Raw genomic sequence first — 19,771 nt, forward strand, 5'->3', positions numbered from 1 at the left:
GTCAAGCCGCCACACCCCCCACCTCCACACCGTCCCGCCCACCCGGCGGGCCCGTCTGGAGGACGCATGAAAGGAACTGGCGAGTGAGACGCAGATCCGTTCTCGCGGCAGTCGCCGGGCTGGCCACCACGACAGCCCTGGTGATCAACCCGGCCGCGGCCGGGGCGGCACCGCCCGGCGTGCGACCCCCTCAGAACCTGACCTCCGCCAACGACCCGGAGAGCCGCGCCGCGGCGGCCGCCGACCAGGCCGTCTCCAGCGGGCTGGACGAGTTACGCAAGGGACCCGACGAGACCTACTGGCGCCGAGCCGTGACGGCCGGCGCCAGTGGCATGTTCTACGTCTCCTACGAGCGCACCTACAAGGGCCTGCCGGTCGTCGGCGGCGACGCGGTCGTCGTCACCGACTCCGAGGGGCGGGTGCGCGACACCACCGCCGCGTCCGGCCCCGGCCCCCAGAATCTCGCCGTCGAGCCGCGGGTCAGCGCCGAGCGGGCGACCAAGGTGTCGAGGGCCCGCCTGTCGCGCGTCGACGACAGCGAGGCGCCTCGCCTGGTCGTGCTGGCCTGGGGCGAGCGGCCCAGGCTGGCATGGGAGACAGTGGTCTCCGGCGTGGCCGACGGCAAGCCCAGCAAGCAGCACGTCTTCGTCGACGCCCGCACGGGCAGGTTCGCCGACTCCTACGACGAGGTGCGGGCGGGCACCGGCAACGGCAACTACTACCCGAACGTGACCGTCGACACCAGCCAGTCCAGCGGCACGTACCGGATGGTCGACACCTCGCGGCCCGGCATCCAGTGCGGAGGGCAGAACGGTCAGCCGTACACCGGGCCCGACGACGTCTGGGGCAACAACTCCGGCACCAACCTGGAGACGGCCTGCGTCGACGCGCTCTACAGCGTGCAGCGCGAATGGGACATGCTCCGTGACTGGCTCGGCCGCAACGGCATCGACGGCCAGGGCCGCGGCTTCCCCGCCAGGGTCGGCCTCTCGGACGTCAACGCCTACTGGAACGGCAGCTACACCAACTTCGGCCACTCCCAGGACAACCAGCGCCAGGCCACCCCGATCGACGTGGTCGGCCACGAGTTCGGCCACGCCATCTTCCAGACCACGCCGGGCGGCGCCGGTTCCGGCAACGAGAACGGCGGCATCAACGAGGCCACCGGTGACATCTTCGGCGCGCTGACCGAGCACTTCGCCAACAACGCCAACGACGCGCCGGACTACGAGGTGGGCGAGGAGGTCGACCTGGTCGGCGACGGGCCGATCAGGTACATGTACAACCCCTCGCGCGTCGGCGACCCGAACTGCTGGTCCACCGCGATTCCCGGCACCGAGGTGCACGCGGCGGCCGGTCCGCTCAACCACTGGTTCTACCTGCTGGCCGAGGGGTCGGCGCCGGGCGGCGGCAAGCCGCCGAGCCCGATCTGCTCCGGCGGCCCCTCGTCGGTCACCGGCATCGGCATCCAGAAGGCCGGAAAGATCTTCATGGGCGCCCTGGCCCGCAAGACCTCGTCGTGGCGGTACGCGAACGTCCGCTCCGCCTCGCTGGCCGCGGCCGTGGAACTGTACGGGGCCGGCAGCCCCGAGTGCGCCACCACCAAGGCGGCGTGGAACGCCGTGAGCGTGCCCGTGCAGACCGGCGAGCCCAACTGCACCGCGCAGAGCCAGGACTTCTCCATCGGCACGAACCCGGCCTCCGGCACCGTCCAGCCAGGTCAGTCCGTGACGACCACGGTCGGCACCCAGACCACCGCGGGCGCCGCGCAGACGGTGAACCTCTCCGCCTCAGGCCTGCCCTCCGGCGCCACGGCCACGTTCAACCCCACCTCGGTCACCAGCGGGAACTCCGCCACGCTGACGCTCGCCACCAGCGGTTCGACGCCGCAGGGCAGCTACACGGTCACCGTCACGGGCACCGGGCAGACGGCCACGCACACCGCCACCTACAGCCTGACCGTCGGCGGCGGGCCGAACCCGACCGATCCGCCCGACGTCAGCCTGACCAACGTCAAGGCGCACCTGGCGCAGCTGCAGACGATCGCCACCAACAACGGCGGCAACCGCAGGTCGACCGGCCCCGGATACACCGCCTCGGTCTCCTACCTGGAGCAGAAGCTCACCGCGGCCGGTTACACGGTCGTGCGCCAGAACTGCGGCTCGACCTGCAGTTCCGGTGCGGGACCCAACCTGATCGCGGACTGGCCAGGCGGTGACGCCAACCAGGTGATCATGGCGGGTGCCCACCTCGACAGCGTTTCCGCGGGACCGGGCATCAACGACAACGGTTCGGGCTCCGGCTCGCTGCTCGAGGTCGCGCTGACCCTGGCCGCCAAGAACCCGACGATGGCCAAGCACGTCAGGTTCGGCTGGTGGAGCGACGAGGAGCAGGGGCTCAACGGCTCCGAGGGCTACGTCGCCTCGCTCAACTCGACCGAGCGCGCCAAGATCCAGGTCTACCACAACTACGACATGGTGGGCTCGCGCAACGGCGGCTACTTCATCAACAACATCAACACCACCGCGGCCACCCACCTCAGGGCGTTCTACACCGCGCTGAACCTGCAGCCCGAGGAGAACACCGAGGGTGCCAACCGCTCCGACGACGCCTCGTTCCGCAACGCGGGCATCGCGACGTCAGGTGTGGCGGCGGGCGCCAGCAACACCAAGACCTCGGCGCAGGCGGCCAAGTGGGGAGGCACGGCGGGTCAGGCCTACGACTCCTGCTACCACGCCTCCTGCGACACCACCTCCAACATCAACGACACGATCCTGGATCGTGCCGCCGACGCCGCGGCGTACGCCATCTGGAAGCTCGCGGTGGGCACCCCCTCCTCCCGTGACTTCTCCATCGCGGTGAACCCCTCGTCGGGCACCGTCCAGGCCGGACAGGCGATCACCACGACGGTCGCCACCCAGACCACCGCGGGCACCGCGCAGACGGTCAACCTGACCGCCACCGGCCTGCCCGCGGGCGCGACGGCGACCTTCAACCCGTCGTCGGTGACCTCCGGCGCCAGCTCCACGCTGACGATCAACACCACCGCGTCGACCCCGGCGGGCAGCCACCAGGTGACGATCGTCGGCACCGGCGAGACCGGCGCTCACAACACGGTGTTCACGCTGACCGTGCAGACCACCCAGCCAGGCCGCACGTTCCGCAACGACACCGACTACCGCATCAACGACTTCACCACCATCCAGAGCCCCATCACCTCCAACGCGAGCGGCAGCGCCGTCTCGCCGGTGAAGATCTCGATCACCAGCACGCACACCTGCATCGAGGACCTGGAGATCTGGCTGCGCGGCCCCAACGGCTCGTGGTACAGGCTCAGGTCGGCCGGCGGCGTCTCCTGCTCGGTCTTCGGCACGAGGAACTTCTCGGTGCCGGTGACCCAGCCGGCGGCCGGCACCTGGGTGCTGGAGATCGAGGACGTCTACTTCCTTGACACCGGAATCCTGGATTCCTGGAGCATCACCGTCTAGTGACCCGTGGTCCCGGCCGGATCCTCGGCCGGGACCACGATCTCGGTGCGCGACCGCACACCGAGCTTCCGCAGAAGAGCGGCCACGTGGGTCTCGACCGTACGGCGCGACAGGAACAGCACCTCCGCTATCTCCTTGTTCGTCCGGCCGAGCGCGACCAGCCTGGCCACCTCCCGCTCGCGCGGGGACAGCACCCCCGCGGCCCGGCGACGGACCGCGGGGGTCGCCACGCCGAAACCGCGCAGCTCGTGCCGGCAGCGGGCCGCGTCGCGGGTGGCGCCCAGCGCGGCGAAGCGCTCCGCCGCCTCGGCCAGCGCCGCGGCGGCGGCCGCACGGTCGCCCATGGCGAGCCTCGCGCCCGCCTCCGCCTCGCCCGCGCGAGCCGCCGCGTACGGCTGGGGCATCGCGGCGTACTTGACCCTGGCCAGCGCGAAGTGCGCCGCGGCCGCCTCGTGTCTGACCGCGGCCGTCTCGATCGTTCCACGCGCGAGTTCGACCGCGGCCGCGGCGGACGGCGCCGTCTCGCCGCGCGTCCCCTCGGCGAACCGCGACACCAGCTCGGTCGCCTCGGCGACCCGCCCGGCCTGGAGCAGGGCGCTGACGGCCGGCGGCACCACCTGGTCGCCCCACACCCACAACCCCGTCGCGCTGAGCCTGGCCACCGCCCGCCCTGTCTCCGCCACCGCCCGCGCCGGCTCGCCGCGGGCGAGCAGCAGCTCGATGAAGCCGCCCCACGCGGCCAGCACCAGCGGCAGGTAGCGCGCGTCAGGGTCGTCGAGTCCCGCCGCGCGCAGGCGCGCCGCCGCCTCGGCCCACTCACCGGAGGCCATCGCCAGCCGGCCGAGCACGAAATGCGCCTCCATGGCGGCCACCGGTGACTCCTCCATGGCCTCGATCGCCGCGGTGGCCCTGGCCGCCAGGCCGTCCCACCGGCCGGTCATCAGCTCGATCCGCAACGTCACCCCGTGGGCCAGGTGTGCAGGGAAGAACGCGCCCGTCTCCTCCGCCAGCGTGCGAACCAGCCTGCCGTACTCCTCGGCCTCCGCGTAGCGGCCGAGCATGGCCGTCAGGTCGTACAGGTTGCAGTAGGCGCGGGCCACCTGTCTGCGCACGGCGGCCGACGGGTCCGTGGCGGGCAGCGTCGCCGCCAGACCGGCTGCCTCGGGCGAGCCGACGGACATCGCCAGCGCCGCCCTGTTGCCCCGCACCGCCGCTTCGAGCTCGGCGTCATCGGCTGTGGCGACCAGCTCCTCCGCCCTCGCCATCCACTTCTCGCGCGTGGGCAGGGACTCCGCGCCCCACCCCGGCATGGCCAGGGCGGCCAGGCCCCTCGCCGCCAGCGGGCGATCGCCCAGCTCCTCCACCGCCGCGAGGATCGCCGTGCGCCCCGCGACCACGTCGCCGCCCTGTCCGAAGAGCATCAGGCCGAGCGACAGCCGCGCCTCACCGCGCAGGTCGCGGGGGAGCCGGTCATCGGAGAGCAGATGCCTGAGGAGCCTGATCACCCGCGGATACGACAGCCCGGCCAGTGCCAGGCGGCCCAGCGTGAGCACCAGCGCCACCTGTTCCGAACCGGGCAGCTCGGGGTCGGCGAGCATCTCCTCCAGCACCTCGACGGCGAGCGGTGTGTCGCCCATCGCCGCGGCGCGGGCCGCCGCCGCCGCGCCGTACCTCAGCCAGGCGGCCGTGTCGCCCGATCTGCGCGCGTGGAAGGTGAGCTGGACCAGCGGGGGAGGGTCGGCCGCCGCCAGCGTCGCGACGGCGCGCTCGTGGGCGAGCCTGCGGTCGGGGCCGGGGATCGTGTCGTAGACGGCCTCCTGGGCCAGGGCGTGACGGAAACCGTACCTGCCGGCCGGGTACTCGTGGAGCACGCCGAACCGCAGCGCCTCGACCAGCCCGCCCGCGTCGCCCGCCACCGCCGCGAGCTGCGGCTCGCCTACCGGCAGACGCAGCACGGCGGCCGCGCGCACGGTGGCGAGCGCCGCGGGGGAGAGACCCGCCAGCCGCTCGGTCATCCACTCGCGCAGCAGCCGCGGCACACCGGCGCGCTCCAGCGCCTCGGGCCGCCGGTCGTCGCCCAGCGACCGGACCACCTCCTCCACGAGGAAGGGGATGCCCGACGTGCGCTCGTGCAGCCGCGCCACGAACGCGGGCGGCAGGCCCGGCCTGCCGAGCAGCGTGGCCGCCAGCGTGCCGACGTCGTGCGCGTCGAGCGGTTCGAGGGAGATCACCACGCTGGTGGCCACGGGGGAGTGGCGGTAGGAGGAGCCGAGCGGCAGCCCCGTGGCGGGCAGGTCCTGCCTCCTGTAGGTCAGGACCAGGGACAGCCCTTCGGGCGGCCTGCGGCGCAGGAACCGCAGCAGGTCCTGGGTGCCGTCGTCGGCCCAGTGCAGGTCCTCGACCACGAGCACGGTGGAACCGGCCGCGGCGAGGAGTTCGTGGACCGCGCGGAACAGCCGGTGGCGTTCGGCACCCGGATCCGTCAGCGGCGCGGGGGCGGCGGGCAGCACGTCGGTCAGCTCGGGCAGGTGGCCGCGCAGCGCGCCGGTCACCGGGTTGAGCCGCCCAGGCCCCGGCAGCCGGTCCATGAGGTCGCGCAGCGCCTCGAAGACGGGGCCGTAGGGGAACGGCTCGCGCAGCTGGTGGCAGTGACCGAGCAGGATGGTCCGCTCCGCCTGTACGGCCTGCGCCGCGGCGTGCACCAGCGTCGTCTTGCCGATGCCCGGCTCCCCCTCCACCAGGGCGACCGACGGTGGGTGCGTCATGGATTCCAGAAGCACCTGAAATGCGGCGTCACGCCCAACTAACCCGCCCACATCGCGCATGAACGACTCCGAACGGCTAGGTGAATCCTCCCGGACGTTATCCACCCAGGGCACAATGTTCAATCCCGCATCAAAGCCTCGTGACACAACATTTCCACACGGAGTGGACCCTCCGGTCGGCGTCGCCGCGGGCGGTCGCATCGACGCGCACCGTCTCGCACCCGCCGCGACGGCGGCGATCAGACCCTCCCCCTGGCGGCGGTCCGAGGCTCCGGCACGATCTACCGCCAGTTCCCCACCAAGGAGGCCCTCTATCAGGCCATCGTGGTGGACAGGGTGGGCCGCCTGGCCGCCAGGGCCCAGGAGCTGGCGGGCGGCCGACGACCCGGGGGAGGCGTTCTTCGAGTTCTTCACCAGGTTCGTGGAGCACGCGACGACCAAGAAGGTCTTCGTCGACGCGCTGACCAGTGCCGGCATCGACGCCAAGGCCGGAGCCCCCGACCTGCGCGCCCATCGAGGCCCTTCTGCTCCGGGCCCAGCGCTCGGGGGCGGTGCGGCGGGACGTCGGCATGCCCGAGCTCCTGGCCCTGCTCAGCGCCACGTGCCTGGCGGCCCAGCATCACGGCTGGGACGACACCCTGCGCACCGGGACGCTGCGGGTGGTCTTCGACGGGCTCAGGACTTCGTGAGGTCGCAGGGAGGACGGCTCGTCCACGAGTGACGTCCGGGGGGCCGGCCCAGGCCCGGCCTCGGTCGTCAGCCGGTGGGTGCGGGTCTGCCGGTGAGGCCTCTGACCGCCGGCTCCACGAGCTGTCGCACGCGAGTGCGCAGGACGGCCGGCTCCGCCCTCTCCTGGGCGATGCCGGCCTCGGCGAACATCTCCGCCCGGAACTCCGCCTCGATCGCCCCGGTGAAGAACCCGATCTTGATCGCGAGCACGTCGTGGAGCCGTTCCGCGACCGGGCGCCCGGAAAGCCGCGCCGTCGCCGCGCGGGCGACGATGTCATGGGCGAACCGCCGCGCCACCGCTCTGAAGACGTCCTCCTTCCCGCTGAAGTGCAGGTAGACGGCCGGTCTTGACATCTTCGCCGCTCGGGCGATCCGGCCAATGGAGGTACGGCGGTAGCCATACCTGCCCGGTCGTCAGATGATCGAGATGCCGCGCTCCGACCAGATCGCGCGCGAGGGCGCCTCGGGATCGGCGACGTCAGAGGGGTCGACGTCGAACAGGTGGGTGACGGCCTTCGCGGGCTCGTAGACGGGCCATCCCGGATCGCCGGTGGCCGCGAAGCGGGTCCACGCCGTGCGGAACTGGCGGGACAGCCCTTCCGCCTCGGCGGAGCCGCCCATCAGCATGCCCGCGAGCGGGGTGTCGAGGGTGCCGAAGGCCAGCGGCACGTCGAGCCCGTGGCAGGCCCCCAACGCGGTGGGCGCCCAGGTCAGCTCATAGGCGTAGGTCGGCCCGGGATGCGCGTCGGCCAGCAGCGCGGTGGGCATCCTGAACAGCCAGTCCGACATCAGCAGCACGAACAGCTCCTCAGTCGTCGCGTCGGGATGGGCGGCCCGGTAGGCGGCGTCCGCGCCGGCCGGCGCGAGCGTCTCCATGGCCGCGGCGAGGTCACCGGTCATCCCCTCGCCGAGCGCGTGGAAGAGCCGGTACTCGTCCCTGGTGAAACCGACGACGAGCTCGATGTCGCGCCCCGCCCCGCCCGCCGCCCTCCACGGGATGTCGGACAGCACCTCGCCGTCGACCACCGGAGCGAACGGCATGCGCGAGAACGCCATCGGCCCCCACCGGTCAGGGTCGTCGCGCCCCTCCTCGGCCATGACCGCGCCGGCCGCGGCGACCAGTTCCTCGGGCCCGCTGTCGTACGGCGAGGCGCCCCCGAGCCTGTCCACGATCGAGGCGGTGATGCCCGAGGCGACGCCGGGCGAGAAGAACACGCCGGGCACGCTCTGCGCGATGGCGCGCCCGAACAGCCCGGCCGCCGCGGGCATCGCCAGCAGGCAGGCGATCGAGCCCGCGCCGGCCGACTCGCCGAAGACGGTGACGTTGGCCGGATCGCCGCCGAAGGCCGAGGCGTTCTCCTGCACCCAGCGCAGCGCGGCGAGCTGGTCGAGCAGGCCCCTGTTGGCCGGAGCGCCCTCGACCTGCCCGAATCCCTCCATGCCGATCCTGTGGTTGAAGGTGACCACCACCACGCCCTCGCGGGCCAGGCGCGCCCCGTCGTACTCGGGAAGGTCGGCCGAGCCCGTGATGTACGCGCCGCCGTAGATCCACACCATCACCGGCAGCCCTGAGCCGCCGGGGTCGGGCGACCAGACGTTGACCGTCAGGCAGTCGAGCCCGTCCGCCGGGCTCCACGCCGGCGCGCCGAGCAGTATCGCCGGCTGGGGCGGACGCGGCCCGAAACGGGTCGCGTCACGGATGCCGTCCCACGGGTCCATCGGCACCGGCGCCGCCATGCGCAGCGCTCCGAACGGGCTCTTCGCGTAGGGGATGCCCTTGAACGCCGCGACGCCGTCGTCGAGGACGCCGCGGATCCCGCCTGTCGTGGTCGCCGCAGTGATCAACCGCATGGCTCGGCCTCTCTTCTGTGAAGGGGCGCATCGGCCCCAAGATCGTTCCGTGGGGCCGAACGTACATGCGGGGCGGCGTGGGTCCTGATCCGGGGGTGCCGTGCTCCCCGACGGCGCGGGGAGCACGGCCGCGTTCGCTCAGAGGCGGGCGTGCGAGGTGATGTCGGCGGTGAACTCGTCGATCATCGCGGCGGTGACGGTCGGCCTGCACTGGCCGATCGCGGCCAGATAGTCGGCCGTACCGGCGCCCGCGGGCAGTTCGGCGGACCGGCCGGCGCCGAAGAGGTCGCGTTCGAACGCGGTCTGCGCCGCGGACCTGGCGGCGTGCTCGATGTCGGCGGGCGTGAACAACTCGCTCGCCGCGACCAGCGTCTCCAGGTCCACATCGGGCCGCGCGCCGGAATAGCGCGACCAGATCGCCGAGCGGGCGGCCGCGTCGGGGGTGCCGATGGGCACCAGATAGTCGAACCGTCCCGGCCGCAGGAACGCCGGGTCCAGCGAGCGGATGGAGTTGGTCGCGCAGACCAGGAGCCGCTCGTCCCGCTCCCGGAAGCCGGGGATCAGCTTGAGCAGCTCGTTGGTGATGCCGTGGGTGCCTGTCTCAGGGCGTTCGGCGCGTACTGCGGCGATCTCCTCGACCTCGTCGATGAAGACCAGAACCCGCTCGAGCTCGGCGATCCGCGCGAACGCGGTGCGCAGCGCCTCCGCCAGGTTGCCGTCTCCTGCCAGCCTCGAGGGCAGCAGCTCCACGAACGGCCAGCCGAGCCTGGAGGCGATCGCCCGCGCGAACGTGGTCTTGCCGGTGCCGGGCGGGCCGAACAGGGCGATGGCCCGGGGCGGCCGTACGCCATGCCTGGCGGCCCGCTCGGGCTCGGCCAGCGGCAGCACGATGCGCCTGTCGATCAGGTCCTTCTCCACCTCCATCCCTGCCACCTTGTCCCATAGGTCGCCCGGCAGCAGCCGGCCGCCGAGCTCCGCCAGCAGGTTGGCACCTGGACCGACGGCGGGCTCGGCCTTCTCGAAGTAGGCCACCGCCGGCCGCCTGGCGTAGCCGGCGTTCACCAGTCCCTCGCCGATCAGCTCCTCCTCCGGCAGCACGTAGGCGATGCGCCGCACCCGCGCGTCGATCAGCCGCCGCTCCAGCTCTCTGAGCAGGGCGCTGGCCAGCCCGCGCCCGCGCCAGGCGGACGCGATCGCGATCCGCATCACCCAGGCCCGCTCGCCCGCCACGTGGGAAAGCGCCGCACCGATGGGGACGCCCTGGTGGACGGCCACGACGGCGGGCTGGCGTGAGGTCAGCGCCCCGAGGCACTCGGCGAGCGAGAACACCGACTCCTGGCCGAGGCCCGCGGTCGTGTCGATCAAATGGACGACGGCCGCGAGGTCGTCTTCGCGATAGTCATGAATGTGCCAGTTCACCGGTGTCGCCTCCTCGGCTGGGGGCTACCGACGCTAAGGCAGCGCGGGCGACTGGTCCCGCACCGTGCTGGACAACATGACGTCGGAAAATCTACCAAGTGGAATATTGGCCGAAATTTCCGGACAAACTCCGCGATATAGGTCACACCGCAGCCCGTGCCGCTTTCACGTGGGGCGGGAGGGCGCCCTGTCCCGGCGACGCCCGGCCCTGATGGCGTCGCTCTGGGAGATCAGGCGCCCTCATGTGATCGTTCGCTGCACAGGTCGGATGGACGATCAGCCGGCCAGGCCGCGGGCGGTCAGCCGGTGGAGGGCGATCAGCGCATAGCCCGCCACCACGAAGAGCGCGGAGAAGGCGAGCGCCGCCAGCGCGTAGTCCGTCCAGACCAGGACGTCGTCATGGAGGTACCTTGCGGCCATACGGCGCGGCAACGCGGGCGCGGCCACCAGCACCAGCGCCCCGTAGGCGAGCGGGAAGGCCAGCCACTTCAGCGGATCCGCCCACCCGGGCCGCCGCGCCCGGTCGAAGGCCATCCAGTCGACGAACGCCATCACCGGCGTGACGCAGTGCAGCAGGAGGTTGCCCCAGTGCCGGGGGCCGCCGCCGAGGTCGGGCAGCGGCAGGGCGAAGAACGCCACGACCCCGGTGATCACGAGGTGGAGCGTCACCGCCCCCTTGACCGTGGCCGAGGTCTCCCGGCCGAGCAGGCGCCACAGGTAGTAGAGCGCGAGCACGATGTTGCTCTGCACGGTGAAGGTGACCCATGGATTCCTGAGCGCGATCACCGCGCAGACGATCCCACCGATCGCGGCCGACACCAGTAGAACCCGCCAGATCGCTCGCATGGCCGACATCCTAGAAGCTGGTCGATCAACGGCGGGCCGTGATCAGCTCCGCAGGGGGAAGTGGCAGGCCACCTGGTGCGCGCCGCCCGTCAGCGGCGGCTCGCTCTCACAGATCTCCTCGGCCAGCGGGCACCGCGTCCTGAACCGGCAGCCCGTCGGCGGGTTGACCGCGCTGGGCAGCTCGCCGCGGATCGCGATGCTCTCGCGCGGCGCCAAGCCGGGGTCGGCGGAGGGGACGGCGTCGATCAGCGCCTGGGTATAGGGGTGCCGGGCGGCCCTGACCACGTCGTGTGCGGGACCGACCTCGACGAGCTTGCCCAGGTACATGACGCCGATCCGGTCCGACATGTAGTCCACGACCGACAGGTCGTGGCTGATGAACACGTACGACAGGCCCAGCTCGCGCTGCAGGTCGCGCATGAGGTTGAGCACCTGCGCCTGGATCGACACGTCGAGCGCGCTCACCGGCTCGTCACCGACGATCAGCCGCGGACGCAGCGCCAGCGACCGGGCCAGTCCGATGCGCTGCAGCTGGCCGCCGGAGAACTCGTGCGGATAGCGCTCGAGGACCCGTCGCGACAGACCCACCTGGTCCAGCAGCGTCGCGACGCGCCTGCGGCGCGTGGCGGGATCGTCCACCCGCTGGATCTCCAGCGGCTCTGTGAGGATGGCGTCTATCCGCATCCGCGGGTTCATCGCCGCGTAGCTGTCCTGGAACATCAGCTGGACCTGCCGATGCATCCGGCGGCGCTCGCGCCGGTCGAGCGTGGCGATGTCGGCGCCGTCGACGACGATCCGCCCGCCGCTCGGCTCCTCCAGCCCGACGACCAGGCGGCCCACCGTGGACTTGCCGCACCCGGACTCGCCCACGAGCCCGAACGTCTCGCCGGGGTGGACGTCGAACGACACCCCGGCCACGGCGCTCACCCTGCCCGACGCCCTTCGCAGTCCACCGCCCGTGGCCTCGTAGTCCTTGACCAGCTCGCGGACCGACAGGATGGCCTCCGCCGCAGGCTCGGACGGCGGCTCCTCCGGCGGGACGAGCGTGACCCTGGCCGAGGACGCCTGGACCGGCTCGACCGGATGCAGGCACGCGTGCCCGTGCTCGCCCGCCGACAGGGCCACGTCAGTGGTACGGCACGCCTCCGTGGCGAACCGGCAGCGGGGCGCGAACCGGCACCCGGTCATGGGCCTGGACAGGTCGGGCGGCAGGCCGGGAATGCTGTAGAGCCGCCCGCGCGAGCCGTTCTCTCTCGACGCCGAACCCGGGAGCGCCTCCATGAGGGCCTCGGTGTAACGGTGCCGCGGCGAGCGGAACAGCTCCGCGGTCGTCGCGGACTCCACCACCCTGCCCGCGTACATGACCGCGACCCTGTCGGCCCGGCTGGCGATCACGCCCAGGTCGTGGGTGACGAGGACGACCGCCATGGCGAACTCTTCACGCAGGTCGTCGATCAGCTCGAGGATCTGGCGTTGCGTGGTCACGTCGAGCGCCGTCGTCGGCTCGTCGGCGATGAGCAGGCGGGGCGAGCAGACGAGTGCCATGGCGATGACGACCCGCTGGCGCATCCCGCCTGAGAGCTGGTGCGGGTAGGCGTCGACGATCTTGTCGGCGCGCGGCATCCCGACCCTGCGCAGGATCTCGACGGCCCGTTCCCGCGCCTCCGCCTTGCCGACCCCCTGGTGCACCCGCAGCGGCTCGGCGACCTGGGTACCGATGCGCATGGTCGGGTTGAGCGAGGTGAGCGGGTCCTGGAACACCATGCCCATCCGGACGCCGCGGATCCTGCGCACCTCCGCCGGCGGCAGGGACCGCAGGTCGCGGCCCTCGAAGAGGATCTCCCCTCCGACGACGTCGCCGCCGGGCGGCAGCAGGCCCATGACCGACAGCGCGGTCATGGTCTTGCCGCTGCCCGACTCGCCCACGACGCCGAGGGTCTCGCCTTGCCGTACCTCCAGGTTGACGTCGTCGAGGGCGTGGACGACGCCCCTGCGCAGCGCGATGTCGGTGCTGACGTGACGCAGCCGCAGCAGGGGTTCGGTCGGATCGGTCGGTGCGCTCATGTTCGTGCTCCTGCTAGCGCCGCCGGAGGCGGACCTCGAAGACGTCCCTCAGCCCGTCGCCCATGAAGTTGAAGGCGAGGACGATGAGGATGATGGCGATTCCCGGCGGGTAGAGCAGCCACCAGTGGCCGCTGTAGGTGTCGGCGAGGCCGTCGGAGAGCATCCCGCCCCAGTTGGCGGCGGGAGGCGGCACGCCGAGGCCGAGGAACGACAGGTAGGCGACGTAGAGGATGGCGTCGGCGACCTGGAAGGTGGCGTTGACGATCACCGTCCCGATGGCGTTGGGGATGATGTGCCGCCGTACGGCCCGGCCGCCGGTTCCGCCCATCGACCGCATGGCCTGGACGTATTCGCGGGAGCGCAGGCTGAGGGCCTCGCCGCGCACGAGCCGGGCCGGGCCCAGCCACGCGAAGGCCCCGATGATGAGGATGAGCATCGGCACGCTCGGCGTGACGATGGTCGCCATGAGCATGAACAGGAACAGCGAGGGGATCGACATCATCGCGTCCACGACGCGCATCATGGCCGCGTCCACCCATCCGCCTGCGAACCCCGCGATGGCCCCCCAGACCGTGCCCATGAGGGTGGCGAGGACGCCCGCGGCGAGCCCGACGACGATGGAGGTCTGGCCGCCGAGCATGAGGCGGCCGAGCTGGTCGTAGCCGACGCCGTCGGTGCCCAGCGGGTGCCCGGCCGTACCGGGAGGCAGGTGTACCGCCGCGAGATCGGTGTGCACCTGGTCGGTGTGGTAGAAGAGCGGCCCGAGGAAGCAGACCGCGCCCAGCAGGACGAACAGCGCCAGGCCCACCAGGGCCAGGCGGTTCTCGCCGAACACCTCGACGCCCTGGCGCCACAGTCCGCGCACGGGCGCCTCGTCGTCGAGGGGTTCGCTCCGCTCGACGGTCGTCCCGGTCGAGGTGGTCATGCTCGGCCCGCCCTGAGCCGCACCCTGGGGTCGACGGCGGCGTACAGCAGGTCGGCCAGCAGCGCGCCGAGCACGGTCGCCACCGCGATGATCAGGGTGACGCCGAACAGGATGGGGAAGTCACGCTTCAGCGCCGCCTGCCAGAACAGCTGGCCCATGCCGGGGAAGTTGAACAGCGACTCCACGACGAGGGCGCCGCTGAAGAGCGCGGGCAGGTACATCCCGAGCAGCGTGATGACGGGAAACAGCCCGTTGCGCAGGGTGTGCCGGCCGACCACCCTGCCCTCCGGCAGCCCCTTGGCCCGGGCGGTGCGCACGTAGTTCTCGTTGAGGTTGTCGACCATCGAGGAGCGGACGTAGCGCGAGTACACCGCGATGGTCACGATGGCGAGCGTGACGGTGGGCAGGACGAGTCCCGCGGGGTCGGCGAGCACCTCGCCCAGGGTGAAGCCCTGGGGGGCCTCCGGTGGCAGGATCGGCCAGACCTGCGAGAAAACAATGATCATCATGAGACCCATGAAGAAGATGGGAGTGGCGTAGGCCAGCAGCGAGAGCGCGGTGATGGCGTAGTCGGGCCATCGGTTGCGGCGCACCGCCTGGACGACGCCGAGCGGGACGGCCACGACGACGGCCAGCAGGGTCGACAGCAGCGACAGCACCATGGTCTTGGGCAGCCGCTGGCCGATGGCCTCGGTGACCGACTGGTTGAGCTGGAAGGAGTAGCCGAGGTCACCGCGCAGCAGGCGCTCGACGTACATGACGTACTGCTGGACCCAGGGCCGGTCGTAGCCCATGTCGCGGTTGAACGCCGCCAGTTGCTCCAGCGTCGCCTCCTTGCCCAGGGTGGCGCGTGCCACGCCTCCCGGCAGGAGGTGCAGGATGACGAATGTGATCATCGTGACGAGCACGACGATGACCAGGGCCTGGCCCAGGCGCGTGATCAGATACCGGGCCACGGAGGCCCCTCCTTGTTCCGGGGACTCCGGTGGCCCTGTCTCGGGCCACCGGAGTCGGGGACGGTCCTCGTCTCAGCTCGTCCAGGACCAGTCCTGGAAGAACATGCCGTTCATCGGGTCCTGGGGGTCGACACCCTGCAGATCGGACCTGAACGCCGAGATCTGGTAGACGGGGTTCGGCATCCACAGCACCGGCAGGTCCTTGGCCAGGTGGTCGTTGTAGGCCTTGAGCGTGGCCTCGTCGGCGGAGAACTGCGTCGCCTCGATGAGCCTGTCGGCCTCCGGGTCGCTGTAGCCGCCCAGGTTCACCGGCGCGCCGGTCGCGAAGAGCCGTTCGCCGCTGGCGAAGGCGGGGTAGTACCAGCTTCCCTGGGAGCCGAAGAAGGACATGTCCCAGGAGCAGCTCGCCTCGGACGGCTTGCAGGCCGGGGTGACCGCGACGGAGTCGGGCACCTCCTTGATGGTCAGCTCGACGCCCACCTTGGCCATCTGCGACTTGATCTCGGCGAACATCTTCGTCGTCGCGGCGAAGCCGGTCTGGCTGGTGACGGTGAAGGCCAGCGGCGTGCCGGAGGCGATGCCCTCGCCGCACTGGTCCGGTCCCGTGCCCGGCTTCTGGCAGGTCGTCTGCCCGTCCGGGGTCACCTGCCAGCCGTGGGCCTCGAGCAGCTGCCTGGCCTTGGCGGGGTCGAAGGAGTAGGCGCACCCGTCGCTCGAGCCGTTGGTGCCCGGCTTGAGCGGGACGGGGCCGCACGTCGGCGCGGCCATGCCGGACCAGATGACCTTGCTGATCGTGGGCTGGTCGATGAGCATCTGCATCGCCTGGCGCAGATACAGCTGCTTGAACAGGGGCCCCGACTTCGGGTTGTTGTAGTTCAGCTGCAGGTAGGTGATGGACCAGCCGTACCAGGGGGAGACCTTGTACCCCTTGGACTCGAGGTACTTCTGCTGGGAGAGGTTGGCGGGCGGGAGGTAGCCGTAGTCGATCTCCCCGGCGCGCAGCACGTTGAACTCCGCGTCGTCACCGGTGAACGGCCTCAGCACCACCTTCGACAGCTTCGGCTTGTCGGCGCCGGAGTAGTTCTCGCGCGCGGTGAGGACGACCTCGCCGTTCGGCACGTACTTCTCCAGCTTCCACGCGCCGCTGTTGACCTGCCACAGCTCGTTGGTCGCGTAGGTCTTGGGGTCCTTCGACGCGGCGAGGAGGAAGTCGAAGACCTTCTTGGCGCCGTCGGGAGTGGTGTCGAGGTCGCTCACCTTCGCCGTGGCCGCGTCCTTGTCCCAGGCGTGCTGGGGCAGGGGCACGATGCGGTTGAGCTGGTTCCCGACGAACCACGCGGTGTTGTAGACCTTCTTCGTCGTCAGGGAGAAGGTCTTCGCGTCCTTGACCGAGAAGTCGGCGATGTTGTCGGGGAAGCCCCCGGCCCGGTAGGACGCCCACTTGTCCTTGTTCGCCGAGACGAGGTTGTACCAGAACTGGACGTCGCGGGTGGTGACGGGCTTGCCGTCCGACCACGTGTTGTCCTTCAGCGTGATCGTCAGGGTCTTGCCGCCGTCGCTCACCTCCGGCGGCTCGGCCATCGAGCGCTCAGGGTCGATGTTGTACTTCGCCGAGCCGTCCAGACGGTATTCGTACAGGTGGCGGTACTGCGCGGCGCCGAAGATGGCGTTCTCGCCCTGAGTGAAGCCGGGCGCCGAGATGGGCAGGATCCAGTTCGGGGTCCTCAGGGCGACGGTCACGCTGTCCTTGCCCTGGCTCCCGCTCTGGGCGCCCTTCGGCGTACCGCCTCCGGAGCCGCTGCACGCGGCCAGGCCCAGCCCGATGGCCATCACGGACGCTAAGGCGGCGCTGCCGCGGAGTCCGCGCCTGTGGAATCTGCTCCCCATGGGATCTCCTCGATTGACGTGCACGTGCCCTGCGCTTTCGGGGCCTAGGTGCGCTCAATCCGGAGAATGTATAGACGGCAATGTATGAAGTCAACGGAACTAAATGACTTTGTTTCGCATACTTCTTTCGGGCTAGAGTCGAAGTGGCGCGTGGTCCATGATGGGGCTCTGTGCGACGGCGCCGGGCAACCGGCCACAGGGAGGAGCGGCATGTCGGACCCATCGAGTCCCGCCAACTTGCGCGAGCAGGCGCTGAGCCTGTTGGCGAGTGGCGAGGCCACGTCCCGTGCCGACCTCGTCGAGACGCTGCAGGTCGCGCCCTCGACCGTCTCCAGCGTGGTGCGCCGGCTGCTGGAGGAGGGCGCCATCCTGGAGGAGGGGGTGGGCAGGTCCACGGGCGGGCGACGGCCCCGCATCCTGCGCCTGCGCGACATGGGTGGCGTCTTCGCCGTGTCCGAACTGGGCGCCAGGCACGCCCGCATCGGCCTGTGCTCGCCCGACGGGCGGCTGCTCGCGGCCGAGGAAGAGGCCATCGACATCGCCTCAGGCCCCGCGGAGGTCTTCGACGCGGTCGCGCAGGCGTTCGGGCGGCTCAGGTCGGCGGCAGCACCGGGACAGGCGATGCTCGGGATCGGCATGGCGCTGCCCGGTCCCGTCGAGTTCCCGCTCGGACGGCTGATCGGCCCCGCCCGCATGCCCGGCTGGAGCGGCTTCGACGCTCACGCCCACCTCAGGGAACGCTTCGGCGTGCCCGTGGTCGTCGACAACGACGCCAAGGCGGCCGCGATGGGCGAGCACATCGTCCGCGGCAGGGACACCGGCGACATGATCTACGTCAAGGCCGGCACCGGCATCGGCGGCTGCCTCGTCAGCGGCGGCCAGATCTACCGCGGCGGCCGCGGGCTCAGCGGCGACGTCACCCACGTCCGCGTGGCCGACAGCGGCGAGCGCGAGTGCTCCTGCGGCAGCCGAGGGTGCCTGGAGACCGTGGCCAGCGGCGCCGCCCTGGCCCGCCAGCTCGAGGAGCGGGGCCTGCCGGTGACGACGACCAGGGACGTCATCGCCGCAAGCGTCAACGCCGAGCCGTCCGTGGTGACGATGGTGCGCCACGCCGGCGGCCTGCTCGGGGTCGCCCTGTCCGGCCTGGTCAACTTCCTCAATCCCGACGCCGTCGTCATCGGCGGAGCGCTGTCCAGCCTCGACGTCTACGTCGCCGCGGCCAGGAGCATGCTCTACGAGCGCTGCCTGCCCTCCATGACCCAGTCCCTGTCCATCGAGGCCAGCGTCGCGGGCCCGGATGCGGCCCTGTTCGGCCTCGGGCATCTGGTGCGCGCGTCGGCCGACGTCCGACCCTCCTGAGGAGCCCCGCCCGTGTCCCGTCCCCTCCGCGTCGCCATCGGCGGCGTGCACATCGAGTCCAGCACGTTCTCGCCGCACCTGAGCACCGCCGGTGACTTCGAGGTCACCCGCGGAGACGCGCTTCTGGCCAGGTACGGCTGGCTCTCGCCCGCCGAACCGTGGGCCGCCGACGTCGAATGGGTGCCTCTCGTGCACGCACGGGCCCTGCCCGGCGGCGCGGTCACCCCCGAGACGTACGACGCCTGGCACGCCGAGATCCTCGACGGACTGGCCGCCGCCGGCCCCTTGGACGGGATCCTGCTCGACATCCACGGCGCGATGAGCGTCGTCGGGCGCGACGACGCCGAGGGCGGGCTCGTCACCGCCATCCGGTCGCTCGTCGGTCCGGAGCCGTTCGTCTCCGCGGCCATGGACCTGCACGGCAACGTCTCTCACGCGCTGTTCGACGGGTGCGACCTGCTGACGTGCTACCGCACCGCGCCCCACGTCGACGTGTGGGAGACCCGCGAGCGCGCGGCGCGCAACCTGGTCGACGCGCTCCGCCGGGGGCGGCGCCCGCACAAGGCCCTCGTCCACGTGCCGATCCTGCTGCCCGGCGAGATGACCAGCACGCGGCTCGACCCGGCCAAGGCACTGTACGCCCGCGTCCCCGAGATCGAGGCCAGGGACGGAGTCATCGACGTCGCGATCTGGATCGGCTTCGCCTGGGCCGACGAGCCCCGCTGCAGCGGCGCGGTCGTCGCCACGGGCACCGACGCGGCCGCCACGGCCGCGGCGGCCCGCGAGCTGGGCCGGCACTTCTGGGAGGCGCGCGACGACTTCACGTTCGTCGCGCCCACCGGCACCATGGACGAGTGCCTCGACGAGGCCCTGGTGGCCGTCAAGGATCCCGCCCGGCGCCCGTTCTTCATCAGCGACTCAGGCGACAACCCGGGTGCCGGCGGCGCCGACGACGTGACCTTCGCCCTCGAGCGGATGCTGACCCGGCCCGAGATCGCCGACGGCTCGGTCAGGGCGGTGTACGCCTCGCTGGTCGACCCCGACGCCGTGGCGCGGGTCGCGGACCTGCCGCCGGGCTCACCGGTCAGCGTGCGCGTCGGCGGCCGCATCGACCCGCGCGAGCCCGGCCCCCTTCCGATCGAGGGCGTCCTGGAGGCCGTCGCCGACGACCCCGACGGCGGGCGGTGCGTGAGCCTGAGGGTCGGCGGGCTCAGCGTCTTCGTCACCTCGCGCCGGATGCAGTACCGCGAGCTGGCCTCCTACAGGCGTCTGGGCGTCGAGGCGGGCACGGTGGACCTCGTGGTCGTGAAGATCGGCTACCTCGAGCCCGAGCTGTTCGAGGCGGCGGGCGACTGGCTGCTGGCGCTGACGCCGGGCGGCGTCGACCAGGACCTGCGGCGGCTGCCGTACGAGCGGCTGCTGCGGCCGGTCTTCCCCCTCGACCGCGACTTCGCCGCGGACCTCACCGTGGTGGCGCGGTGA

General features: G+C 71.6%; 12 protein-coding genes and 1 pseudogene. 4 read left to right on the plus strand and 9 right to left on the minus strand.

Annotated elements, in window-relative coordinates; all coding sequences use genetic code 11:
• Nucleotides 1-83 precede the first annotated feature (83 nt).
• Nucleotides 84-3,488, plus strand: a complete 3,405-nt coding sequence (locus tag ACFSKW_RS51270) for a M28 family peptidase (protein ID WP_379582550.1) — start codon at nt 84-86, stop codon at nt 3,486-3,488.
• On the opposite strand, the gene ACFSKW_RS51275 is transcribed toward ACFSKW_RS51270, so the two are convergent.
• Nucleotides 3,485-6,253, minus strand: a complete 2,769-nt coding sequence (locus ACFSKW_RS51275) for an ATP-binding protein (protein WP_379582552.1) — start codon at nt 6,251-6,253, stop codon at nt 3,485-3,487. The two genes, ACFSKW_RS51270 and ACFSKW_RS51275, sit on opposite strands and share 4 nt — an antisense overlap.
• 467 nt (nt 6,254-6,720) lie before the next feature.
• Between ACFSKW_RS51275 and ACFSKW_RS51280 the strand changes: the two genes are divergently transcribed.
• A complete protein-coding gene (locus ACFSKW_RS51280) occupies nt 6,721-6,942 on the plus strand; it encodes an SbtR family transcriptional regulator (RefSeq protein WP_379582554.1) in 222 nt (73 codons plus the stop codon).
• 67 nt (nt 6,943-7,009) lie between these two features.
• On the opposite strand, the pseudogene ACFSKW_RS51285 reads toward ACFSKW_RS51280, so the two are convergent.
• The 8 genes and pseudogenes from ACFSKW_RS51285 to ACFSKW_RS51320 form a co-directional block, all read right to left on the minus strand.
• Nucleotides 7,010-7,375 (minus strand): annotated as a pseudogene (locus tag ACFSKW_RS51285) (TetR/AcrR family transcriptional regulator); the annotation flags it as partial.
• A 21-nt stretch (nt 7,376-7,396) separates the two neighbouring features.
• On the minus strand, nt 7,397-8,833 hold the full coding sequence (locus tag ACFSKW_RS51290) for a carboxylesterase/lipase family protein (RefSeq protein ID WP_379582555.1): 1,437 nt from the start codon (nt 8,831-8,833) through the stop codon (nt 7,397-7,399).
• Nucleotides 8,834-8,971: 138 nt separating this feature from the next.
• Entirely contained in the window at nt 8,972-10,252 is a 1,281-nt protein-coding gene (locus ACFSKW_RS51295) for an ATP-binding protein (protein ID WP_379582557.1), read from the minus strand.
• 276 nt (nt 10,253-10,528) lie between these two features.
• Nucleotides 10,529-11,098 (minus strand): Pr6Pr family membrane protein, encoded by a 570-nt coding sequence (locus ACFSKW_RS51300; protein WP_379582558.1) that lies wholly within the window; start codon nt 11,096-11,098, stop codon nt 10,529-10,531.
• Between the two features lie 42 nt (nt 11,099-11,140).
• A complete protein-coding gene (locus ACFSKW_RS51305) occupies nt 11,141-13,162 on the minus strand; it encodes a dipeptide ABC transporter ATP-binding protein (protein WP_379582560.1) in 2,022 nt (673 codons plus the stop codon).
• Between the two features lie 13 nt (nt 13,163-13,175).
• On the minus strand, nt 13,176-14,087 hold the full coding sequence (locus ACFSKW_RS51310) for an ABC transporter permease (RefSeq protein ID WP_379582562.1): 912 nt from the start codon (nt 14,085-14,087) through the stop codon (nt 13,176-13,178).
• Nucleotides 14,084-15,043 carry an ABC transporter permease gene (locus ACFSKW_RS51315; protein WP_379582563.1) on the minus strand — a complete coding sequence of 320 codons (960 nt, stop codon included), beginning with the start codon at nt 15,041-15,043 and terminating at the stop codon, nt 14,084-14,086. Before ACFSKW_RS51315 ends, ACFSKW_RS51310 begins: the two co-directional genes overlap by 4 nt.
• A gap of 72 nt (nt 15,044-15,115) precedes the next feature.
• On the minus strand, nt 15,116-16,930 hold the full coding sequence (locus ACFSKW_RS51320; RefSeq protein ID WP_379582564.1) for a peptide ABC transporter substrate-binding protein: 1,815 nt from the start codon (nt 16,928-16,930) through the stop codon (nt 15,116-15,118).
• Nucleotides 16,931-17,140: 210 nt separating this feature from the next.
• Here ACFSKW_RS51320 and ACFSKW_RS51325 point away from each other — a divergent pair, with 210 nt between their 5' ends.
• Nucleotides 17,141-18,289 (plus strand): ROK family transcriptional regulator, encoded by a 1,149-nt coding sequence (locus ACFSKW_RS51325; protein ID WP_379582566.1) that lies wholly within the window; start codon nt 17,141-17,143, stop codon nt 18,287-18,289.
• A gap of 12 nt (nt 18,290-18,301) precedes the next feature.
• Entirely contained in the window at nt 18,302-19,771 is a 1,470-nt protein-coding gene (locus tag ACFSKW_RS51330) for a M81 family metallopeptidase (protein WP_379582568.1), read from the plus strand.

Origin of the sequence: Nonomuraea mangrovi (assembly GCF_042681425.1) — a bacterium.
GTDB lineage: Bacteria > Actinomycetota > Actinomycetes > Streptosporangiales > Streptosporangiaceae > Nonomuraea > Nonomuraea mangrovi.

Excerpts from the sequence above, each read along its gene's own strand:
- ACFSKW_RS51275 (WP_379582552.1), bottom strand. The coding sequence starts at position 6,253 with ATGACGCACCCACCGTCGGTCGCCCTGGTGGAGGGGGAGCCGGGCATC.
- ACFSKW_RS51290 (WP_379582555.1), bottom strand. The coding sequence starts at position 8,833 with ATGCGGTTGATCACTGCGGCGACCACGACAGGCGGGATCCGCGGCGTC.
- ACFSKW_RS51300 (WP_379582558.1), bottom strand. The coding sequence starts at position 11,098 with ATGCGAGCGATCTGGCGGGTTCTACTGGTGTCGGCCGCGATCGGTGGG.
- ACFSKW_RS51305 (WP_379582560.1), bottom strand. The coding sequence starts at position 13,162 with ATGAGCGCACCGACCGATCCGACCGAACCCCTGCTGCGGCTGCGTCAC.
- ACFSKW_RS51310 (WP_379582562.1), bottom strand. The coding sequence starts at position 14,087 with ATGACCACCTCGACCGGGACGACCGTCGAGCGGAGCGAACCCCTCGAC.
- ACFSKW_RS51320 (WP_379582564.1), bottom strand. The coding sequence starts at position 16,930 with ATGGGGAGCAGATTCCACAGGCGCGGACTCCGCGGCAGCGCCGCCTTA.
- ACFSKW_RS51325 (WP_379582566.1), top strand. The coding sequence starts at position 17,141 with ATGTCGGACCCATCGAGTCCCGCCAACTTGCGCGAGCAGGCGCTGAGC.